This window comes from Beduini massiliensis, from assembly GCF_000829905.1.
GTDB classification, from domain to species: Bacteria; Bacillota_I; Bacilli_A; order Erysipelotrichales; family Coprobacillaceae; genus Beduini; species Beduini massiliensis.
In genome coordinates this window covers 392458-411015 of record NZ_CDPP01000003.1, presented here as the reverse complement: position 1 = coordinate 411015, position 18558 = coordinate 392458, and the positions used below count along the sequence as shown (strand labels likewise).

General features: G+C 36.3%; 18 protein-coding genes. 5 read left to right on the top strand and 13 right to left on the bottom strand.

The window, feature by feature from the left end; genetic code table 11:
- Positions 1–870: a shikimate dehydrogenase gene (locus tag BN1225_RS03720; RefSeq protein WP_041138443.1), complete on the top strand. Its 870-nt coding sequence runs from the start codon at positions 1–3 to the stop codon at positions 868–870.
- A 40-nt stretch (positions 871–910) separates the two neighbouring features.
- Here BN1225_RS03720 and BN1225_RS03715 read toward each other — a convergent pair whose 3' ends face one another.
- Together BN1225_RS03715 and BN1225_RS03710 are read right to left on the bottom strand one after the other, a co-directional pair.
- Positions 911–1201: an HU family DNA-binding protein gene (locus BN1225_RS03715; protein ID WP_041138442.1), complete on the bottom strand. Its 291-nt coding sequence runs from the start codon at positions 1199–1201 to the stop codon at positions 911–913.
- 155 nt (positions 1202–1356) lie between these two features.
- Positions 1357–1932, bottom strand: a complete 576-nt coding sequence (locus BN1225_RS03710) for a tRNA 5-(aminomethyl)-2-thiouridylate-methyltransferase MnmM (protein WP_074434789.1) — start codon at positions 1930–1932, stop codon at positions 1357–1359.
- Between the two features lie 90 nt (positions 1933–2022).
- On the opposite strand from BN1225_RS03710, the gene BN1225_RS03705 reads away from it, so the two are divergent.
- Together BN1225_RS03705 and BN1225_RS03700 are read left to right on the top strand one after the other, a co-directional pair.
- On the top strand, positions 2023–2667 hold the full coding sequence (locus BN1225_RS03705; RefSeq protein WP_041138440.1) for a TatD family nuclease-associated radical SAM protein: 645 nt from the start codon (positions 2023–2025) through the stop codon (positions 2665–2667).
- Positions 2668–2752: 85 nt separating this feature from the next.
- On the top strand, positions 2753–3565 hold the full coding sequence (locus BN1225_RS03700) for a MurR/RpiR family transcriptional regulator (RefSeq protein ID WP_041138439.1): 813 nt from the start codon (positions 2753–2755) through the stop codon (positions 3563–3565).
- Between the two features lie 184 nt (positions 3566–3749).
- Here the strand turns inward: BN1225_RS03700 and BN1225_RS03695 are convergent, their stop codons facing one another.
- The 4 genes from BN1225_RS03695 to BN1225_RS03680 all read right to left on the bottom strand — a co-directional run bounded on the left by BN1225_RS03695 (position 3750) and on the right by BN1225_RS03680 (position 8865).
- The gene (locus BN1225_RS03695; protein WP_052466305.1) at positions 3750–6392 is read right to left on the bottom strand and encodes a response regulator; all 2643 of its coding nucleotides are present in this window, start codon (positions 6390–6392) and stop codon (positions 3750–3752) included.
- A gap of 71 nt (positions 6393–6463) precedes the next feature.
- Positions 6464–7147 (bottom strand): DUF2461 domain-containing protein, encoded by a 684-nt coding sequence (locus BN1225_RS03690; RefSeq protein WP_041138438.1) that lies wholly within the window; start codon positions 7145–7147, stop codon positions 6464–6466.
- A gap of 14 nt (positions 7148–7161) precedes the next feature.
- Positions 7162–7998 carry an RNA polymerase sigma factor gene (locus tag BN1225_RS03685; RefSeq protein WP_187117529.1) on the bottom strand — a complete coding sequence of 279 codons (837 nt, stop codon included), beginning with the start codon at positions 7996–7998 and terminating at the stop codon, positions 7162–7164.
- Positions 7999–8085: 87 nt separating this feature from the next.
- A complete protein-coding gene (locus tag BN1225_RS03680) occupies positions 8086–8865 on the bottom strand; it encodes an HD domain-containing protein (RefSeq protein WP_052466303.1) in 780 nt (259 codons plus the stop codon).
- A gap of 122 nt (positions 8866–8987) precedes the next feature.
- On the opposite strand from BN1225_RS03680, the gene BN1225_RS03675 reads away from it, so the two are divergent.
- The gene (locus BN1225_RS03675; RefSeq protein ID WP_041138436.1) at positions 8988–9743 is read left to right on the top strand and encodes a MurR/RpiR family transcriptional regulator; all 756 of its coding nucleotides are present in this window, start codon (positions 8988–8990) and stop codon (positions 9741–9743) included.
- Positions 9744–9850: 107 nt separating this feature from the next.
- Positions 9851–11404 carry an ABC-F family ATP-binding cassette domain-containing protein gene (locus BN1225_RS03670; RefSeq protein WP_041138435.1) on the top strand — a complete coding sequence of 518 codons (1554 nt, stop codon included), beginning with the start codon at positions 9851–9853 and terminating at the stop codon, positions 11402–11404.
- A gap of 74 nt (positions 11405–11478) precedes the next feature.
- On the opposite strand, the gene BN1225_RS03665 is transcribed toward BN1225_RS03670, so the two are convergent.
- From BN1225_RS03665 to lepB, 7 genes are all read right to left on the bottom strand, one after another.
- Positions 11479–11979 (bottom strand): GNAT family N-acetyltransferase, encoded by a 501-nt coding sequence (locus BN1225_RS03665; RefSeq protein WP_041138434.1) that lies wholly within the window; start codon positions 11977–11979, stop codon positions 11479–11481.
- A 100-nt stretch (positions 11980–12079) separates the two neighbouring features.
- Positions 12080–14602: a heavy metal translocating P-type ATPase gene (locus BN1225_RS03660; protein ID WP_041138433.1), complete on the bottom strand. Its 2523-nt coding sequence runs from the start codon at positions 14600–14602 to the stop codon at positions 12080–12082.
- Between the two features lie 13 nt (positions 14603–14615).
- Positions 14616–14957, bottom strand: coding sequence for an ArsR/SmtB family transcription factor (locus BN1225_RS03655; RefSeq protein ID WP_041138432.1), 342 nt, complete (start codon positions 14955–14957; stop codon positions 14616–14618).
- A gap of 105 nt (positions 14958–15062) precedes the next feature.
- Positions 15063–15521, bottom strand: a complete 459-nt coding sequence (locus BN1225_RS03650; protein WP_041138431.1) for a GNAT family N-acetyltransferase — start codon at positions 15519–15521, stop codon at positions 15063–15065.
- Between the two features lie 33 nt (positions 15522–15554).
- Positions 15555–17318, bottom strand: a complete 1764-nt coding sequence (locus BN1225_RS03645) for a hypothetical protein (RefSeq protein ID WP_052466301.1) — start codon at positions 17316–17318, stop codon at positions 15555–15557.
- Positions 17319–17479: 161 nt separating this feature from the next.
- A complete protein-coding gene (locus BN1225_RS03640; RefSeq protein ID WP_041138430.1) occupies positions 17480–18049 on the bottom strand; it encodes a hypothetical protein in 570 nt (189 codons plus the stop codon).
- An 8-nt stretch (positions 18050–18057) separates the two neighbouring features.
- Positions 18058–18528 (bottom strand): signal peptidase I, encoded by a 471-nt coding sequence (lepB, locus tag BN1225_RS03635; protein WP_041138429.1) that lies wholly within the window; start codon positions 18526–18528, stop codon positions 18058–18060.
- Positions 18529–18558: the final 30 nt, after the last annotated feature.

Here is an 18558-nt window from a genome sequence, read left to right as displayed (position 1 = left end):
ATGGAAAAAAGAATTACTGGACATACAGAACTGATGGCACTGATTGCAAAACCTATTCGCCATAGTATTTCACCGGCTTTGCAGAACGCCGGATTTAGAAAATTAGGATTGGATTATGCATATCTTGCTTTTGAGATTGATGAAGAAGATCTTGAAAATACGATTTTAGGATTAAAAGCAATGAAAGTACGTGGATGCAACGTATCCATGCCTTATAAAACGGCTGTCATTCCTTACTTAGATCACTTATCACCGGTCGCTCGATTGATCGGAGCAGTCAATACGATTGTCAATGATAATGGTGTTTTAACCGGACATATTACCGATGGGACAGGATTAATGTCGGCATTAAAAGATGCTGGTGAAGATCCGATCAATAAGAAAATGATAATTGTAGGCTGTGGCGGAGCGGCAACCGCTATTGCAATTCAAGCAGCAATGGATGGTGTAAAGGAACTTATCATTTATAATAAAAAAGACCGTTTCTTTCCTAATGCTTTAGAAACAGCTCAAAAAATCACGGATAATACCCAAGCAAAAGTAACGGTTAAAGATTTAGATGATTTAGTCGCTTTAAAAGCAGATATGCATAACAGTCAATATTTCATTAATGCCACTAATGTTGGAATGGCACCAATGGATGGGATATCTTATATTCCCGATCTAAGCTATTTTACTCCGGAGTTATTTGTTGTGGATATTATCTATAACCCTCAGAAAACCAAACTATTGGAAATGGCAGAAGCAGCCGGATGCAAATTTATGAATGGCATCAATATGCTGTTGTGGCAGGGAGCCGCTTCATTTAAACTGTGGACCGGACAGGATATGCCGATTGATTATGTCAAAGAAGAAATTGGCTTCAAATAAAAAAACACGCTCACCAATCTAGGGGGAGTGTGTTTTTTATTTATTTATTATTTACTGCGTCTTTTAATGCTTTAGAAGATTTAAATTTTACAGAGTTGCTAGCTGCAAACGTCATTTTTTGTTTAGTTAAAGGATTGATTCCTTCTCTGGCTTCACGATGAGCTAATTCAAATTTACCAAAACCATAGATATCTACAGTTCCTTTTTCTTCTAAAGTTGTTTTAATTTCATCAAATACCGCATTCACGATAGCTTCTGATTGTTTTTTGTTTAATTCGCATTTTTCAGCAATTTTTTCAGCTAGTGCTTTTTTGTTTAAAACATTACTCATTATTAAATTTCCTCCTTGTAAAATGATTACAAAAACAGTATACCACAATTCATTAATAAATGTCTTTGGATAATAAAAAAATTGATATTTCTTGCTCGATTTTTACCGATTTCTTCTATTTCTTACAGTTTCCCTATAAATTGCATAAAATCTCTTTATTTTTCGCGTTTCTTTTCAATTCCGATGATATAGGGACAGTCTGTTTTATTCTCCATTTTAAAAGTAAAACACTCATAACAGTAAGTATCGAGGGATTGAATGTAAGAAGAAAAATAGCGGCTTTCCAATGCCCCTTGTTCATGTCCAGGATATAAAACTAGAATCAGCAGTCCTTTTCTTTCAAGCAGTTTCAAAGCTTTTTCTACCGCTTCCCGACTTGTTTTTAAGAGCGTTGTCATTGCTTTGTTGCCTCGTGGCAGATAGCCAAAATTAAAAACTCCGACTTTAAAGCTTGATATGTATCGATCAACGTGTTCATGTCCATCTAAAATCAACTCGACATTATCTATTTCTTCTTTCTCAAGTTTAGCTTTCGTATTCATTAACGCCTGCATCAAAATATCAAAAGCATAGACTTTCCCATGAGGTGTCCTCTTGGCTAAAAACACGGTGTCATCCCCATTCCCCATTGTAAAATCCACGGCGACATCCCCATCTTTTAAATAATCCCTCATAAATAACTGTGCGTAATCGACAATCCTTTTCATTATGATTCCTCCTCCATTGATCATAATCCTTTTTTTATTCCTTGTAAAGAATCTGAAAATAGATTGAGCATAAAGTGATTTCAGCGTAGAATAACATTATAGGAGGTCTTTAAAATGACAATTTTATATACTTTATATAATAATAGTTATATTGATATTCGACACATTCAAAATAAAAAAGATGTCAGTCTTTATATCAATCTTACGAATCGTTGTCCATGTGCCTGTACCTTTTGTTTAAGACAAACAAAAGAAATGATGAAAGACAATTCTCTCTGGCTGGAAACGGAACCTACAGTTCAAGAAGTGATCAATGAACTTTCGAGGTATGATTTAACGCTTTTTAAAGAATGTGTCTTTTGTGGTTTTGGCGAACCTACAGAACGGTTGGATGATCTACTGACTATTGCCGCACATCTTAAACAGACCTGTCCCTACTTACCTGTTCGAATCAATACTAATGGGCTGGCAAATCTAATGTATGCAACAGATATCACGCCTCGTTTAAAAGGAATCATCGACATCATCTCGATCAGTTTAAACGCGCCAAGTGCTAAAGAATATCTTGAACTTACACGCAGTCGTTTTGGGATGGCTTCTTTTGAAGGCATGTTGGACTTTGCGGTAAAATGCAAATCTTATGTCCCTGTTGTTGCAGTGACAATCGTTGATATTATCGGTGAAGAGAAAATCCGCCAGTGTCAGGAAATTGCAGATCAGCTGGGACTTTCTTTAAGAGTGCGTCCGTTTGAAGAATAATACAAAAGATTTTCAAGATTTGCACATTTTGAATGACTTTTTATAAGATATGATAAAATAACACTGTCATAAAGGAGAGTTTTTTATGAGAATAGCATTCTATCAATTAGTCTTATTTATCAATACCGCAACTCAGCATGATGTTTATTATGATGCTGCCAAAGTCATCTTGAAAAACATTCGTCAGATTCCCCATTGTTCGATCACGGATGTTGCGGAAATGTGTTATGTTTCACCGGCAACAATCAGTCGTTTATGCCGTAAACTGAATTTTGAATCTTTCATTGATTTTAAAACGACTGTTTCTCTTTCCATCGAACAATTCAATAATGTGTATGAAAATATCTACTTTCCCAATTCAAAGAGTTTAACGACAACGTTAGATAACGGCAAAGCGATTTTAAGTGCCCACCATGACAGTGTTATTCATACAATTGATCGTGTTTATGAAATGATTGATGATCGCCAAATCAACCAATTAGTCGATTTAATCCATGATGCACGCCGTATTATTTTTCTTGGATACTACTATTCTCAGAATACGACCATGCAGCTGCAGATTGAATTAGCTTATTTAGGAAAAGAATGTTTCGGCTTATTTGATGAAAAAGGTCAGCTTGAAATCTTACAAGAAGCAACTCAAGATGATTTAGTTATTCTAAGTTCAATGACGGGAAAATTCATTGAACAAAGCAGTGAAGTCATTCGCTTATTTAAAAATACGCAGGCGCACAAGGTGATTATTACACAAAGTGTGGAAGATACCTTTAAAGATCAATTTGATCTTTTCATAAATCTCGGTGGTCCAAAAGATTCCTTGATTTCCAAATTCTCCTTAACTTATCTATTTGAAATCATTGAGATGTTTTATCATATTAAATATACACAGTCACATTAAAGCGAGGGATCCCTCGCTTTTTATTTTGATATTCTGACACTCTGTCTTGCGGATGTATCACCTTTTACTTTTGCCGGTAAACCGATGATATCTGACGAAGCTTTTTTGATAATTCTGCCATTTTCTTTAAAAGATGACATTTTTTCAATAGAAAACACATCTTAGCAATAAAGCAAGATGTGTTCTAGTGGGATTGTTTTAATTGTTTCAGCAAGACTTGATACAATGTATTCGGATCGATCGGCTTTGCAATATGTGCATTCATTCCTGACGCCAATGCTTCTGCAACATCTTCTTGAAATGCATTTGCCGTCATAGCCAAAATAGGAATCTTTTTAGCGTTAGGATGACCGCAGCTGCGAATCGCTTTAGCTGCTTCATAGCCATTCATGATTGGCATTTGAATATCCATCAAAACAGCGTCATATTGCTGAATATCGGAAGATTCAAATTTTTCGACTGCCATTTTTCCATTTTCTACACAATCCACGCAGATTCCCATCATCTGCAGGATTTCAACCGCAATCTCCCGATTCAGTTCATTATCTTCTGCCAGCAAAAGATGCACTCCGGATAAATCCTCAGTTATTTTCTCAGTTGCCTTTTGCAGAGGCAATGTATATTCAACTTGCGTAATGGACAGCAGCGTATTATATAGCGTTGAGGCGAACAAAGGCTTGGACAAGAAATAATCCACTCCGGCTGCACGCGCCTCACTTTCGATGACGGACCAATCATAAGCGGTCATAATCACGATTAAAGTATCTGGACCAATCGCTTGCCGAATTCTTTTGACTGTTTCGATTCCATCAATATCCGGCATTTTTAAATCAATAAAACAAACATCATAATCTTCACCGCACTCATGTGCACTCAATACAGCAGTGACCGCTTGGATGCCGGAAAGAACCCATGACGCATTGATTCCCATTTTTTCCAACAATAAAGACGTATGCTCACAAGTATCTTGATCATCATCCGCTATCAAGATCTTTAATTTTTCAAATTCATGGGGAAGTGGAATATGACGTTCTTCATTTTGTGCAGTATCAAAATGAAGTTCAATAATAAAGTCACTTCCGACATTCGGCTGACTCTTAACATGTATTGTTCCACCCATTAAGCTGACTAAATTATGTGTAATCGAAAGCCCTAATCCGGTTCCTCCGAAAGTCTGTGTTGTTTTCATATCTTCTTGTTCAAAGGGCTTAAAGATGCGAGACATAAATGCTTCGCTCATTCCGATTCCGGTATCGCTTATCGTAAAGCGGAAACGAACCTTACCGTTATTATTTTTTATCTGTTGGACTTTTAAACAAATCTCTCCGCCACAAGGCGTAAATTTTAATGCATTGGATAATAAATTAAACAAGATTTGTCGCAAACGTAATGGATCTCCTAATAAATATTCCTCCGTCACTCCTAGTATGGGAACCTTAAACGCTACTCCTTTTTCTTCTGCTTGAGGATAAACGATTGTTGAAACAGTCTCGATCAATTCATTAAGATGAAAACGTTCATGTGCGATATTCATCTTCCCTTCCTCAATTTTAGACATATCTAAAACGTCATTAATCAAAGACATCAAGTGTTTTGAGGCAAATCCGATTTTGCTTAAACAGTTTTCTACTTTATCTCGATTATCAATATAAGTCGCAGCAATCGAAGTCATTCCAATAATCGCATTCATTGGAGTACGAATCTCATGACTCATTCTTGATAAGAACTGACTTTTAGCGGCATTCGCCTGCTGGGCATTCATCAATGCATCTTGAAGGTTTTGCTGGATGGTGTTCTCTTTTGTTTGATCCGACAGGAAAATGATGTAACGAATCACTTTATTGTTGTGTATTTCCGGATAGATACGAACACGCATATATTTATCAATGCCCTGAACCGGCAATTTAAAGTCAAAAATCTGAGTTTCACGTATTTCACCGGCACTGATCATTGCATCTAATTTTAATTGTTCTTCTTTTGGCAAGTAAGCTAAATAGCCCTCCCCCTCTATATTTTCCATATTGGGAACAAACCCTAATACTCGTTGTTCATTGGCACTGATGAATTCCGTTTTTTTCTGTTTCACATTATAAATATAAATAATATCATCGATATTACGAGATAACCCATCAAACAACATTTCACGATATTCAATCTCTTTCATATTCTTCTTTTCACGGTACCAGAAATAGATTGAAAATCCAACAATAAAGGCTAAGAGAGAAAAGAATAAAACGATGGTCTGCGTAGCCGCTTGTGCCACTTCTTTTTCAAGATCCATTACCCTGCCATCGGCAAAACGAATAATAGCTAACAGGCAGTCATTCACTTCGTCATAACAAGGATTCACCTTTTCTTCAATAAACACTGTCATTTCTTCTTTTGTATAAATGTTTTCATTTAAAACAGCTTCAGTTTGAATATCCTTTAATGCCTGCATACTTTCATTCAGACGATCAATATCCTCAGTCGGGCCTAAATAGCGCTCTGAAATGATGGCGATTGAATCCTCTTGCAACTGATATCGTTCTGCCAGAAAAGAAGCACTCTCTGTCTCATCGTCAATCAGTACGGTTTGTATAAATAAACGCATATCCAATAAACGTGTCCGCATGGATCTTGCTTCATTGGAAACTGTATAGGGATGTTCATACATTCGATGTGACATTTGATTCATATTATGAATAAAGGACATACTGATAAATAAAAAAGCAATCGCTAAAAGAGTGATGAACCCTATCCATATTGTAAACCAGCTCTTTTTCTTTTTATTTGAATTAAACCCCATCTTTTTTCTCCCGTCCATTATTTTCAATCCTCTTTTCATTATACAAAATCCCCCCACAATAACAAGACCTCATATAGAAAAAGAACATGAATTTTCATGTTCTCAAATAATTAACGCTCCGGCATCGTAAAATCTTTTAAAGCAGTATTTAAATATGTATTAAACGGAACCATTGCCTTAAAAATCTCAACGGCTTGATTTATAAAGTGATCGCTGTCAGTCAGTAAAATATCCTGCACAGGATATTCTAAATACCAACACTTATTTTTTAAATATTCAGCTACCGGGCTTTCTTTATCATAGCCTTTAGGTACATTTTTAAGCTGCGTTCCCATCACCGTAAAATATTTTTGAAAAGATTCCTCATGAATCAGCTTCAAAAAAGCGTCACTATTCGATGACAAATAATCTCGCATCAGCGATGTTGCCTGAGAAAACATATCCGCAAACAGACCGCCTCCTAAAAAAGTACGATCCTGCGGCTGAAGATAAATAAAATACCCCACCGGTATCGGCAATTTTCCTTTAGAAGAAATATGTGCCCTAAATACAGGATTATAAGGAGATTTATCATGACTAAAACGCGTATCCCGCACCATTTTAAAAGTCAGATCCTTGGGTTGAAAAGGTAAAACGGAATCATCAAATTCACCGATTCTTAAAATCAACTCTTGAATCAGGCTTTCAAATTCTTTTTCTGCTTCTAAGCGTTCACTCTTATGGGCATGATACCATTCTTTATTATTGTTTTGTTCAAGTTCGGTCAAAAAATTTAATATCTTTTGTATATTCATTTTATTATTTCCTCCTAATAGTGCTGAACTTCTTTCAGCTGTTTTGATTGGAGCAGCTGCTCTAAAAACTGTTTGACTTCCAGCGATGAACGATATTTGGGCAGTTCATCAAAAACAGTAGAGAGTTCGTCGATTTCTTCCATCGATGCCTTACATCGCATTAAAACGTCAGAATCTAATTGCTTTAAGGTTTTAAATTCGAGTTTTTGAGGATTTAAGCGATGCTGTTTTGCCGCATAACCTATTCTTTTTTCACAATCGCAATATCCTCCGGATAACCCACAGTGTTCACTTAAAAAAGCTGCCATTTTTCTTCTTGCTCTTGATAATTTCTGACGATAGTTAGCCGGAGTCATTCCTAAAATCTCACCCGCCGTTTTACTATCAATCCCAAACATGGTGCCCAAAATAAAGATACAGCGTGTTGGTGCATCCAAGCATTGAAGCATGACATTGGTACAAGACATCTTCAATTCTTCTGCCAACACTTTTTTATCTACTCCCATCAATAACTCTTCTTTGGTATCAATAAATCCTGCTCGGATATCATTGGCATAAAAATCAAAATCCAAAGGATGTTGTGCAAACATTGACTTTTTATAATCGATGAGATAATTAGTGGCAATACGATAGACCCAAGTCTTAAACTGGCTCTCCTGTCTGAAAGTACTCAAGCTGGTCATAATTTTGACTAAAATATCCTGAGAAGCATCTTCTGCATCGGCAACAGATCCTAACATTCTCAAGGAAAGATTAAAAACAAAATCTCTGATGTCGATTAAAATATACTCCAATGCTTCTCGGTCTCCTTCGATAGCTTTAGCTACCCATTTTTCCATGTTTTTGTCCATTATTTTTCTCCTTTCAATTATTAGACGTTAAAACAATCGGTTTGTGACACTAAAATTGAAAAAAACGATAAAATAATTTTATCGTTCCTACTTAGTGATGCTACGCCAGACAATATAGCGATTACAATGCTTTTTAATAAGGTCCATCTTTTTCTTTGTATAAGCTAACTGATAGTCAATACGATCAATATTTTGAGTAATATAATCCGTCTCGATCAGACACTTGAAACTGCTGCGAAAATTCAAATCAAAAATAAAAGCTATCCATGATGCCCACATATCAATATTTGTTTTTCTTTCTTCTGCTGCGATTGGCTGACTGCACAGAATCTGATCATAAATTCGATCGGTTATTTTTTGCTGAGCCAACTCTTCCATACTGATATCAAATAAGGTTTCAACATCCTCTGTGTTTTTTACTCTGAAATTATCCAGCTTGTCGGCATCGCGAATTAATTTTATATGCAAAATTTCTCTTTTATTTCCCTGCTCCTCTATTTTGAACAATGAGTGCTGCTCGATTGCCTTTTTTATGATTTCATCATATTGATTGTCTTCAATAAAGTCACGGATATGATTTTCTTTAAACAGATAATCACTGGCTAAGTGTGCATGAGATACATTGTTGTCACTAAAACTGTTGAATTGCCGAATTTGTTCAAAACGTCCGATATCATGAAGCAATGCGATGAGCTTAGCTAGCTGAATATCTTCTTCTTCTAGTTTTTCATCTTCGGCTATTCTTTGTGCATAAGCTGCTACACCATAAGTATGAATCCATTTCAGTCGAATTTTATTATCACTTAGATCATATTGTGCGACATATTTTTCAAATGCCGCCTTCGCACTTTCGTAATCTATCATCATTTTTCCCTCACTTTAGACATATTTTATCATACCTGTGCATTTTTGACAAACAGATCGTAAGCGCTGTCACACATTTTACTTTTAGCCTAGGTTTTGATACAATCTTTTAAGAGGTGATGAAAATGGATAAACGCTGTACTCCCGTTTATTTTAAACTCGTTGATTTTTTGGCAGACTGCCGCCATCATGATGCGAACTATGATATTGCCAAAACACTTATTGAATTGATTCATGATTTCCCGGATATTTATATCGAACAAGTCGCTTCCAGAGCCCATACCAGTATTTCCACTGTGACTAAATTCTGTAAACGTCTAGGCTATTCAAGCTTTAAATCTTTAAAAGAGGATATCTTGCCCTATGTCGATCAGTCGACAGATATCCAAACGACCGTCGACGCTTTTATAAAAAAAGATCATCTTCTTACACAAAGCTTTTTTGAATGGATTGATTTTACTGATCTTACGCATAAACTAAAAGAGATTATTCAGCATCAGCCGATCGTGATCTTAAACTCCAGCTACAGTGATCCTGCCAGCAATCATCTGCGTTCCATTTTTGAAGTGCATCATCACGCTACCTACCTTTTAAATCGTGATGTCGATGATGTTATTCTTTTTGATCTTATAAAAAAGCAAGGTGTTGTCTTGATTATATCATTAACCGGTCATTGGCTGATCCAACATCAGGAAACATTAAAACAGCTGCGCCAAAATCATATCGCATATTATATCATCAGCGCCGATGACACCATTGATGCAAAACACTTGATTGCGTTGCCGAAAGTTTCATCTTTATTTCATTCTTACTACCATTCCAGCCGCTATTTGAATCTATTAACGATCACTATTGAAATAGCGTTAAACTACCTAAATTAAAGCGTTTTGAATAAGATTTGTTTTCTATTGACAGATATACCTTTTGCTTTATCATCGGTTTTATGTATAATAATACTATTGAAAACAAAGAGAATTGAGGGTAAACAATGAGCATATTAAACGTTGAACATGTCAGCCATGATTTTGGCGGCAGAACTATACTAAATGACGCCAGTTTTCGTCTGTTGAACGGTGAACATATCGGATTAGTAGGCGCAAACGGTGAGGGGAAATCCACCTTTTTGAATATTATTACCGGCAAGATTGAACCCGATGAGGGAAAATTGGAATGGTGTAAACGTATAACAATCGGTTATTTAGATCAGCATACTGCCTTAACACCGGGACAAACCATCTATGAAGTCCTACAGACCGCTTTTCAGCACTATTATGATCTTGAGCAGGAAATGATGTCTCTTTATGAACAAATGGGAACTGCTGACGAAAATACGATGACACAGCTTTTGGAAGATGTCGGAGAAATTCAGGAGATCCTAGATCATGTAGGCTTCTACACAATTGACGTTAAAATCAAAGAAGTCGCTTCGGGACTTGGCTTAAACGATATCGGCTTAGATAAACAAGTCAACGATTTATCCGGAGGACAGCGCTCTAAAGTACTGCTTACCAAATTGCTGCTGGAAAATCCAATGATCTTAATTTTAGATGAACCGACAAACTATTTAGATGAGCAGCATATCTACTGGCTGACAAATTTCTTGAAGAACTATGAGAATGCTTTTATCTTAGTAAGTCATGACCCTGCCTTTTTAAATAATGTTGTCAATGTCATCTATGCATTAGAAGACGGTAATCTCACACGTTATAAAGGAGACTATGATTATTACTTGCAGCAATCTGCTTTAAAGAAAAAGCAAGAAGAACTCGCCTATAAAAAACAACAGAAAGAGATTGCGGATATGGAAGATTTTATAGCCCGAAACAAGGCCAGAGTAGCGACACGCAATATGGCAAGTTCCCGACAAAAGAAATTGGATAAAATGGATATATTAGCCAAACCAAAAGAAAAAATAAAACCGGTCTTCTCTTTTGAAGAAGCAAGAACGCCGGGAAAAGTTCTGTTCCATTGCCAAAATTTAGTGATTGGATATGATACCCCTTTAACAAAACCAATGAATCTTACTTTTGAAAGAAATAAAAAAGTAGCGATAAAAGGGGTTAACGGATTAGGAAAAACAACCTTGCTGAAGACATTAATCGGAATGCAGGAACCCTATGACGGTATAGTGGAAAAAGACCCGTTTGTAGAGATTGGTTTCTTTAAGCAAGAAGAAGTGTCAGAAAATAAAACCACCTTAAATTATCTATGGGATCAGTTTCCTAGTAAAAACAATGGAGAAATCCGTTCTATGCTCGCTAAATGCGGACTTACGACAGATCATATTGAATCATTAATGAAAGTATTATCCGGCGGAGAAAATGCAAAAGCCAGATTATGTGCCATTATGAACAAACCGGCTAACGTCTTGGTCTTGGATGAACCGACGAATCATTTAGATGTCGATGCTAAGGAAGCATTACAAACCGCTTTAAAAACTTATCGAGGAGCAATCCTGCTTGTCAGCCATGATCCCGAATTTTATTTACCGATTGTAGATGAAGTGATTAACCTGGAAGAATGCTCTACAAAAATTATTTAACAGATAAAATAGATCACTTGGGTAATCACGCCCAATCAGTTGAAATGTCGACCATTACGATCGACATTTTTATATTACTTTTTTTGAATATGATAATAGATACAGCGTTGTAACACCCCTTGATATTCCATGTCTTCTACTCGATCGAACAACTGCATGCCACACTTTTCCATAACCCGACAACTCGCTCTGTTTTTCTCAAAAGCACCGGTGATGATTTCGGTGTATCCGGCATTAAATAAATCTTGAATAACTGCTTGTAAAACTTCTGTGGCGTATCCTTGATGATGATGATCGGGATGAATGACATACCCTAGTTCAATGCTTTTTCCATTTATTTCCACATCATTTACAAAGCCTATCAATTCACCTTTTAAATAAATTCCACGTTCATAATGGTGGGGATCAAAAGAATAGTCTTTTAATTTTTCAAACATGATGGCTGCTTCTTCTTTCGTTTTAAAATCAGGGATAATAATGGTTTCTTTTATGATTGGATGCGTTAATAATTCAATCATTTTATCTTGATCTTGATCACTATATGGTTTTAGGGTCAATCTTAAAGTCTCTATCATTGTTTTTCTCCTTTCAAAGTTTTTACCTCATTCTATCATTAACTTAATGTTATTTATACAAAAAAGATATGCGCGTCTTGGAACGTGCATATCTCAGTCATTATTTCTTTAATGCCCTCATTGAATTTAGAATAGCTAAACAAGTTACTCCCACATCAGCAAATACACCAAGCCACATATCAGCAATCCCAACAGCTGCTAAGACAAGGACTACTGCCTTCACCCCTAATGAGAAGTAAATATTTTGTTTTAAGATTCGGTTAGTACGTTTGGATACGGTAATCGCCGTCGCCAATGTCGTAAAGTCATCATTCATCAAAACGACATCTGCCGCTTCAATCGCAACATCGCTTCCGATTCCCCCCATTGCGATTCCGATATCACTGCGAGCCAATACCGGTGCATCATTGATTCCATCACCGACAAAACCTAACTGAACATGCGGCTGATTCAATAATTCTTCTACTTTCGTTACTTTATCTTGCGGCAGCAGATTCGCATAATATTCATGGATACCTAATTTATCTGCCACATCTTTTGCAACACTCTCATCATCCCCCGTCAGCATAACAATACGTTTTAATCCTAATGCTTTTAACTGTTTGATTCCCTCATAAGTAGATTCTTTAATTTCATCGGCAATGACCAAATACCCTAAATAATGATGATCATAAGCAACATGAATGATTGTCCCAATCTTTTTGACTGGTTTTACGTCGATCTGATTTGCCTGCATCAGTTTCACATTTCCCAATAAAATTTCTTTTCCTTTAACCAGTGCTTTGATTCCGTGTCCGGCAATTTCTTCATAATTTTCAATTTGTGAAGCATCAATGTCTTTGCCATAACGGGCAACAATACTTTTAGCGATTGGATGATGACTGTAGAATTCACCATAAGCACTTAATTCTAATAATCGCTCTTGATCGTCACTCACCATTTCCACTACACTGAATTTCCCTTTTGTCAGTGTTCCTGTTTTGTCTACAACTAAGACATCTAAATCTTTAATTCTTTCTAGATCATTTCCGCCTTTAATCAATACACCTTGCTTACTGGCTCCGCCAATTCCGGCAAATAGTGCCAACGGAATTGAAATTACAAGGGCACATGGACAAGAAACAACTAAGAAAGTTAATGCACGGTAGATCCACATATCAAATGCTTCTCCTCCCGACAATAACGGTGGAACAATCGCTACCGCTACCGCTAAGGCACACACGATTGGCGTATAAACTTTTGCAAATTTAGTAATGAACTTTTCAATCGGTGCTTTTTTATTCGTTGCATTCTCTACTAATTCTAATATACGAGAAACTGTAGATTCACCGGCTGATTTCGTTACTTTTACTTTTAATACCCCACTCATATTGATTACTCCGGATAACAGTTCTTCTCCTACCGCAATATGACGTGGCATCGATTCACCGGTTAACGCACTGGTATCCAAAGAAGATTCACCTTCTAATACAATTCCGTCCATTGCGACACGTTCTCCCGGGCGAACAATCATTGTTGAGCCAATCTGAACATCTTCAGGAGAAAGTTTCATTTCTTTGCCATCTATTAGAATATTGGCATAATCCGAACGAATATCCATTAAAGCACCAATCGATTTACGTGAACGGTTTACCGCATAAGCTTGGAAAATCTCACCGATATAATATAAGAACATAACGGCTACAGCTTCTAAATATTCCCCTGTTAAGAAAGCCCCAACAGTGGCAATCGTCATCAAGAAATTTTCGTCAAATACTTCTCCGGCTTTAATATTTTTTAGAGCCTTCCAAATGACTTTTCCTCCAATCAGTAAATAGGCAATTCCCAAAACAATCAATTCCCAAGTTCCTTCCGGTAAGAAGAAACTAGCGATAACAAAGGCTGTTCCTAATAAGAACGGCAAGTTTTCTTTCATATCAAAGATTTTTGTTTTGACAGGTTTATCAGCCTCCTGCTGACTATAGATTTTTACTCCCGGTTCAATTTGATCCACTAACTTTTGAAGCGCATTCTTTACTTCTTCCTGTTCCATTGCCCCATGTAATTTAATCTGCACTTTACTGGTACTAAAATTAACCACTGCCTTTTCTACAAAGGGAAGCTGATTCATCTGATTCTCAACTTTCATTGCACAGCTGGCACAATCCAAATTCTCAATTTTAAACACCAACGCACCGGCTAGTTCTATATAAGGCTGTTCCAATTCTGCTCCATGGTCGTGTCCACATGCACACGTTTCTTGTTCTTCATGATGGTGATCGTGTCCACACCCACATACCTCTTTTTCCTCGTGGTGATGATCATGTCCACACCCACATGCCTCTTTTTCTTCATGGTGATGATCGTGTCCACACCCACATATCTCTTTTTCCTCGTGGTGATGATCATGCTGTACATTTTCTTTATTCAATATTTTTACCACCACATCAGGTTCTAACTGATGAACAATTGTTTCAATTTTATTCATTAATTCTTCTTGGCTTAGTGAAGAGCTGGCCATTAATGTCGCTGTATTAAAATTAACCACTGCTTCATCTACCTGTTTTAACTTGGCAACTTTCTGCTCGATCTTATTGGCACAATTAGCACAATCAAGACCTTGGAGCTTGAATTTATATTCCATATCGTCTTTCCCCCTATTCAATGATATGTTTATATCCGGCATCAAAAATTTGTTTCACATGTTCATCATCTAGTGAATAGTAAATCATTTTTCCATCTCTTTTGAACTTAACCAAATTCGATTGTTTTAAGATTCTCAACTGATGTGAAATGGCAGATTGCGTCATATTTAAGGTTGCCGCTAAATCATAGACACACATTTCTTCGACTTCAAATAAAGCACAAATAATTTTTATGCGGGTTGTATCTCCAAATACTTTAAACAATTCAGCAACATCATATAAAATTTCTTCAGGTGGTAAGGCTTCACTTACCTTTTCAACTGTTTCTTCATTTACTATTTGTCGTTTATCCATAGGCTTCCTCCATTCATATGAATGATTATTCATATGTTAATATGATTATATGAACATTTTTAATATTTGTCAATGCTTAGACACAAAAAAAACAATAATTTTACATTATTGCTTTTCCATGATGATAAATGGCACTTCTCCATTGGTCGTATTTAAAATTGTCTTTTCTATAATTTCAAAGCCTGCTTTTAGATAGGCGGCTTGGGCTCGCTTGTTGAAAGGACGCACAAGCAGTCGTATCTTCTTATTATAACGCTGATGAATAAATGTATCGATTTCACTAAGGATCTGCTTACTATGCCCCTGTCCGCAGTAATCCGGGCGAAGTCCGATTCCAAGACGGATATCATCACATGTTTCCTGCAAACGAAAATATCCGATCAGTTCCTCTTTTAAATAGATTGTATAGAACTCCTTTTGACGAATCTTATCTTGTCCGATGCCCCATTGTTGTTTTAGTGCCTCATCATATGAGGGAAGATCATAAACTGCATATTCTCCTTCATAATGCCATGTGCAAACCGTTTGGGCCTCTTCTTTGCTCATGTTTTTCAAATCATACACGTGTATTCCTCCTAATAAAAAGTAGGGAGTTCCCTACTTTTTAGCTAAATTTACAAACCCTTTATCACTATAAGGTTCCCCTGTAATTTCTTCAATGATTGCGATTGCCGCATCTTTTGGACCTTTATGCTCATTTCCTTTGATCCCTAAACGCGTTCTTAGTTGACCAACGTGAATTCCCTGTTTAAACATTCTTTTAAAGTAATCCACTAAGATAATATCCGTTTGTTCCTCACGCTGAACAGGTCCGAACGGATTGGCAAAATAGCTGCCCACCAGTCCCATTTCTGTTGTCGTACCTTTTGCCATTCTTTCTCCGGCTCTGAATACTTTCAACGCATCTTCCATATTATCAAAGAAACTTAGTGGTTCATTGCCTTCTTCATAGTTATTTGCGTACAAGAAGTAATCGACTTCATGATGTGCCACGACATCACGATAAGGCGTAATCGGAATGACAATACGGGCATTAATCTTATCCGGATTCATGAAAACAGAACGGTCCAATTCCTTATAACCATATCCAACATCCAAATCGTCTAATCGTACGAAAGCGCCGATTTCTGTTCCCGATGTTTTAATACGGCCATCTTCTACCATCAATAGTCCCATATCATCATAGATGGTTTTCAGTTCTCGAATATAAGGGGCGCCAAATACCTTGATTTGTTCAATGGTTTCAGATTTTCCAGCCCCACTGTCTCCCATTACGACGATATTTTTTACGTCACCGGTATGCAGCGTCACTTTTACCATAGCCCCATGAATTGGTAATTGTTTTTGATTGATTTTTCTGACATTATGCAGTGTCAGCAACATTTTTTTCATATAGCCAAAGTAATCAAAATCATCATTGGCAGATAATAAAGCAACCATCATATCATTTTGATCATCTTGATAGAATGCCTGATTTTTCTTTCCATCCTCGTAACCATAAACATATAAGATATCCGGTTTACGATTGCGATATTCCGATTCATCTGCCAATTCAAACAAGTTACATAAAGTAACCCCCTGAGACATAAATGCCGCATTAAAATAAACGAATGCCAGCAAATCCCCGATTTTAGCCGGATAACAGAACCATTGATCTGCATCGAATTTTTTATCTTCAATCGGATTATATTTGATTTCCGGGAAAGTACCATCACGCTTATTGCGTTTTGAATACGTAATAAACGGCGGATGAATGATTACTGACTGAATAAAAGGAATTTCATCCAGATTACGATATTCATAAGGCAAAAATGTTCGCATCTGACTCACGATCAGCGCAGCATTCGCTCCGGCAGTGATCTGACGGTATATTTTATTTTTATAGCCTAATGCTGTTTCTTCAATCGTACGATAAGTCGATAACACTAACTCTTCAAATTTATTCTGTGCATCAACGAACTGTACGTTTTGGAATCCGGTTTGGATTCTTTCATTCGTCACTACCGCATAACGTTCTAAACGACGCCAAAACAAATAAAAGGCTTCTACCACATTGACAAACATTTCCCGATCTCTGAAATATGCACGATAATTGTCATAGATATCACAGATTTCTTCCACGTTCATCACTAACAATAGTTTTGCGATCATCTTTAAATCTGTCGCCATGCCAAGATGATCCGCATTACATGCTTTCAAATAATTATAAATATTATCATCCAAACGTTTGATTCGATCCACAAAAGCTTTGCTTACCCTAGAAAAGCCTTCACTTTCGATCAGTTCTAAACGTGTATGACAAAATTCTTCCGAAAAGTTTAAGATTGCATTTCCTCTATTGATATTGAATTTATAAGCCATCCTTTTACCATCCTTTCATCCTTACTCTCTTTAAGGTGTATACATTTTAACACAAACATAGCTATTTTCAAACCAAAAATAGTACAATATTTTAAAATATCTACTAATTTTGCAGACAATTTTAATGATTGTACTAAATTTAAAACATGTAATCCATTACATTAACTTTTATTTAAGGTTTTCATAGACAGGTCTAATTGGTATTGAGCATTCAGTAAAACGTTCTCAATCACGGTTTGACTCAAATAAACCTCTCCTTCAAATATATATGCATGTGTCGCTGTATCGTCCAATTTTAATTGATCTCTGATATTTAAAGAAGTGAGATACTGCTGTGTCGCTTCACTCCACTGACAGTCTTTAAACGTCATTATTTCTTTTTTATAATTCAACGTAATATGGGTAGTGGCATTTGTAAATACCATCGTGTTCTTCCCTTGATCTAATACCATTTGTCCATTGTCTAAATGAGTATAGATATTATAAAGATCATTCAATGAAACATACGTTTGTCCATCTGCTTCAAAATACTGCTGCTGATAAGTATAAAGATAGCCATCTGCTTTCATGCTCATTTCCACTTCAGATACTTCTCCCTTATAGAAATGATAATCGCTCTTACTGGTTTTATGTTTTACTAAAAAGACGCCTAAACCAATTAATAGACAAAGCAAAATAATCAAAGCTACATATACCCAGCCTCTAAGTTTTCTTCTTTTCTTTCTTGCCATACTACCTCCTATAAGTGATAAATCACTTTCCCGACGATATCACTGATATCCACTAATCCAATGTTTCTTGAATCAATGCTGTTGTTTCTGTTATCCCCCAAGACAAAGAATTTATTTTTCTGAACAATAAAGTCCATGTCTTTGTTAACCATCGGTTCTAATAAATAATCTTCCTCCAACAATTCTTCATTCACATATACCTGATTATCTTTAATAATCACATGATCTCCCTCACTGCCAATAATCCGTTTGATCATTTTAGTGTGCTGAGCATCATTATTAATGACCACAATGTCACCATTACTAAACTTCTTATTCATTCCATAATAATCAATAATCGTGATATCCCCCGCATTAAAAGTCGGTTCCATCGATACACCATCAACAATGTATACCATAGGAAGAAACAACTGAAATAAAACAAAAAAAACAATTAAAACAAATATATATTTAGGCAAAGACTTGCTTGCACCATTCATAGACGACACCTCAGTTTTATTATATATGGG

Coding starts and splice junctions, on each gene's coding strand:
- BN1225_RS03720 (WP_041138443.1), top strand. CDS start 1: ATGGAAAAAAGAATTACTGGACATACAGAACTGATGGCACTGATTGCA.
- BN1225_RS03715 (WP_041138442.1), bottom strand. CDS start 1,201: ATGAGTAATGTTTTAAACAAAAAAGCACTAGCTGAAAAAATTGCTGAA.
- BN1225_RS03710 (WP_074434789.1), bottom strand. CDS start 1,932: ATGATCAATGGAGGAGGAATCATAATGAAAAGGATTGTCGATTACGCA.
- BN1225_RS03705 (WP_041138440.1), top strand. CDS start 2,023: ATGACAATTTTATATACTTTATATAATAATAGTTATATTGATATTCGA.
- BN1225_RS03700 (WP_041138439.1), top strand. CDS start 2,753: ATGAGAATAGCATTCTATCAATTAGTCTTATTTATCAATACCGCAACT.
- BN1225_RS03695 (WP_052466305.1), bottom strand. CDS start 6,392: ATGAAAAGAGGATTGAAAATAATGGACGGGAGAAAAAAGATGGGGTTT.
- BN1225_RS03690 (WP_041138438.1), bottom strand. CDS start 7,147: ATGAATATACAAAAGATATTAAATTTTTTGACCGAACTTGAACAAAAC.
- BN1225_RS03685 (WP_187117529.1), bottom strand. CDS start 7,998: ATGGACAAAAACATGGAAAAATGGGTAGCTAAAGCTATCGAAGGAGAC.
- BN1225_RS03680 (WP_052466303.1), bottom strand. CDS start 8,865: ATGATGATAGATTACGAAAGTGCGAAGGCGGCATTTGAAAAATATGTC.
- BN1225_RS03675 (WP_041138436.1), top strand. CDS start 8,988: ATGGATAAACGCTGTACTCCCGTTTATTTTAAACTCGTTGATTTTTTG.
- BN1225_RS03670 (WP_041138435.1), top strand. CDS start 9,851: ATGAGCATATTAAACGTTGAACATGTCAGCCATGATTTTGGCGGCAGA.
- BN1225_RS03665 (WP_041138434.1), bottom strand. CDS start 11,979: ATGATAGAGACTTTAAGATTGACCCTAAAACCATATAGTGATCAAGAT.
- BN1225_RS03660 (WP_041138433.1), bottom strand. CDS start 14,602: ATGGAATATAAATTCAAGCTCCAAGGTCTTGATTGTGCTAATTGTGCC.
- BN1225_RS03655 (WP_041138432.1), bottom strand. CDS start 14,957: ATGGATAAACGACAAATAGTAAATGAAGAAACAGTTGAAAAGGTAAGT.
- BN1225_RS03645 (WP_052466301.1), bottom strand. CDS start 17,318: ATGGCTTATAAATTCAATATCAATAGAGGAAATGCAATCTTAAACTTT.
- BN1225_RS03640 (WP_041138430.1), bottom strand. CDS start 18,049: ATGGCAAGAAAGAAAAGAAGAAAACTTAGAGGCTGGGTATATGTAGCT.
- lepB (WP_041138429.1), bottom strand. CDS start 18,528: ATGAATGGTGCAAGCAAGTCTTTGCCTAAATATATATTTGTTTTAATT.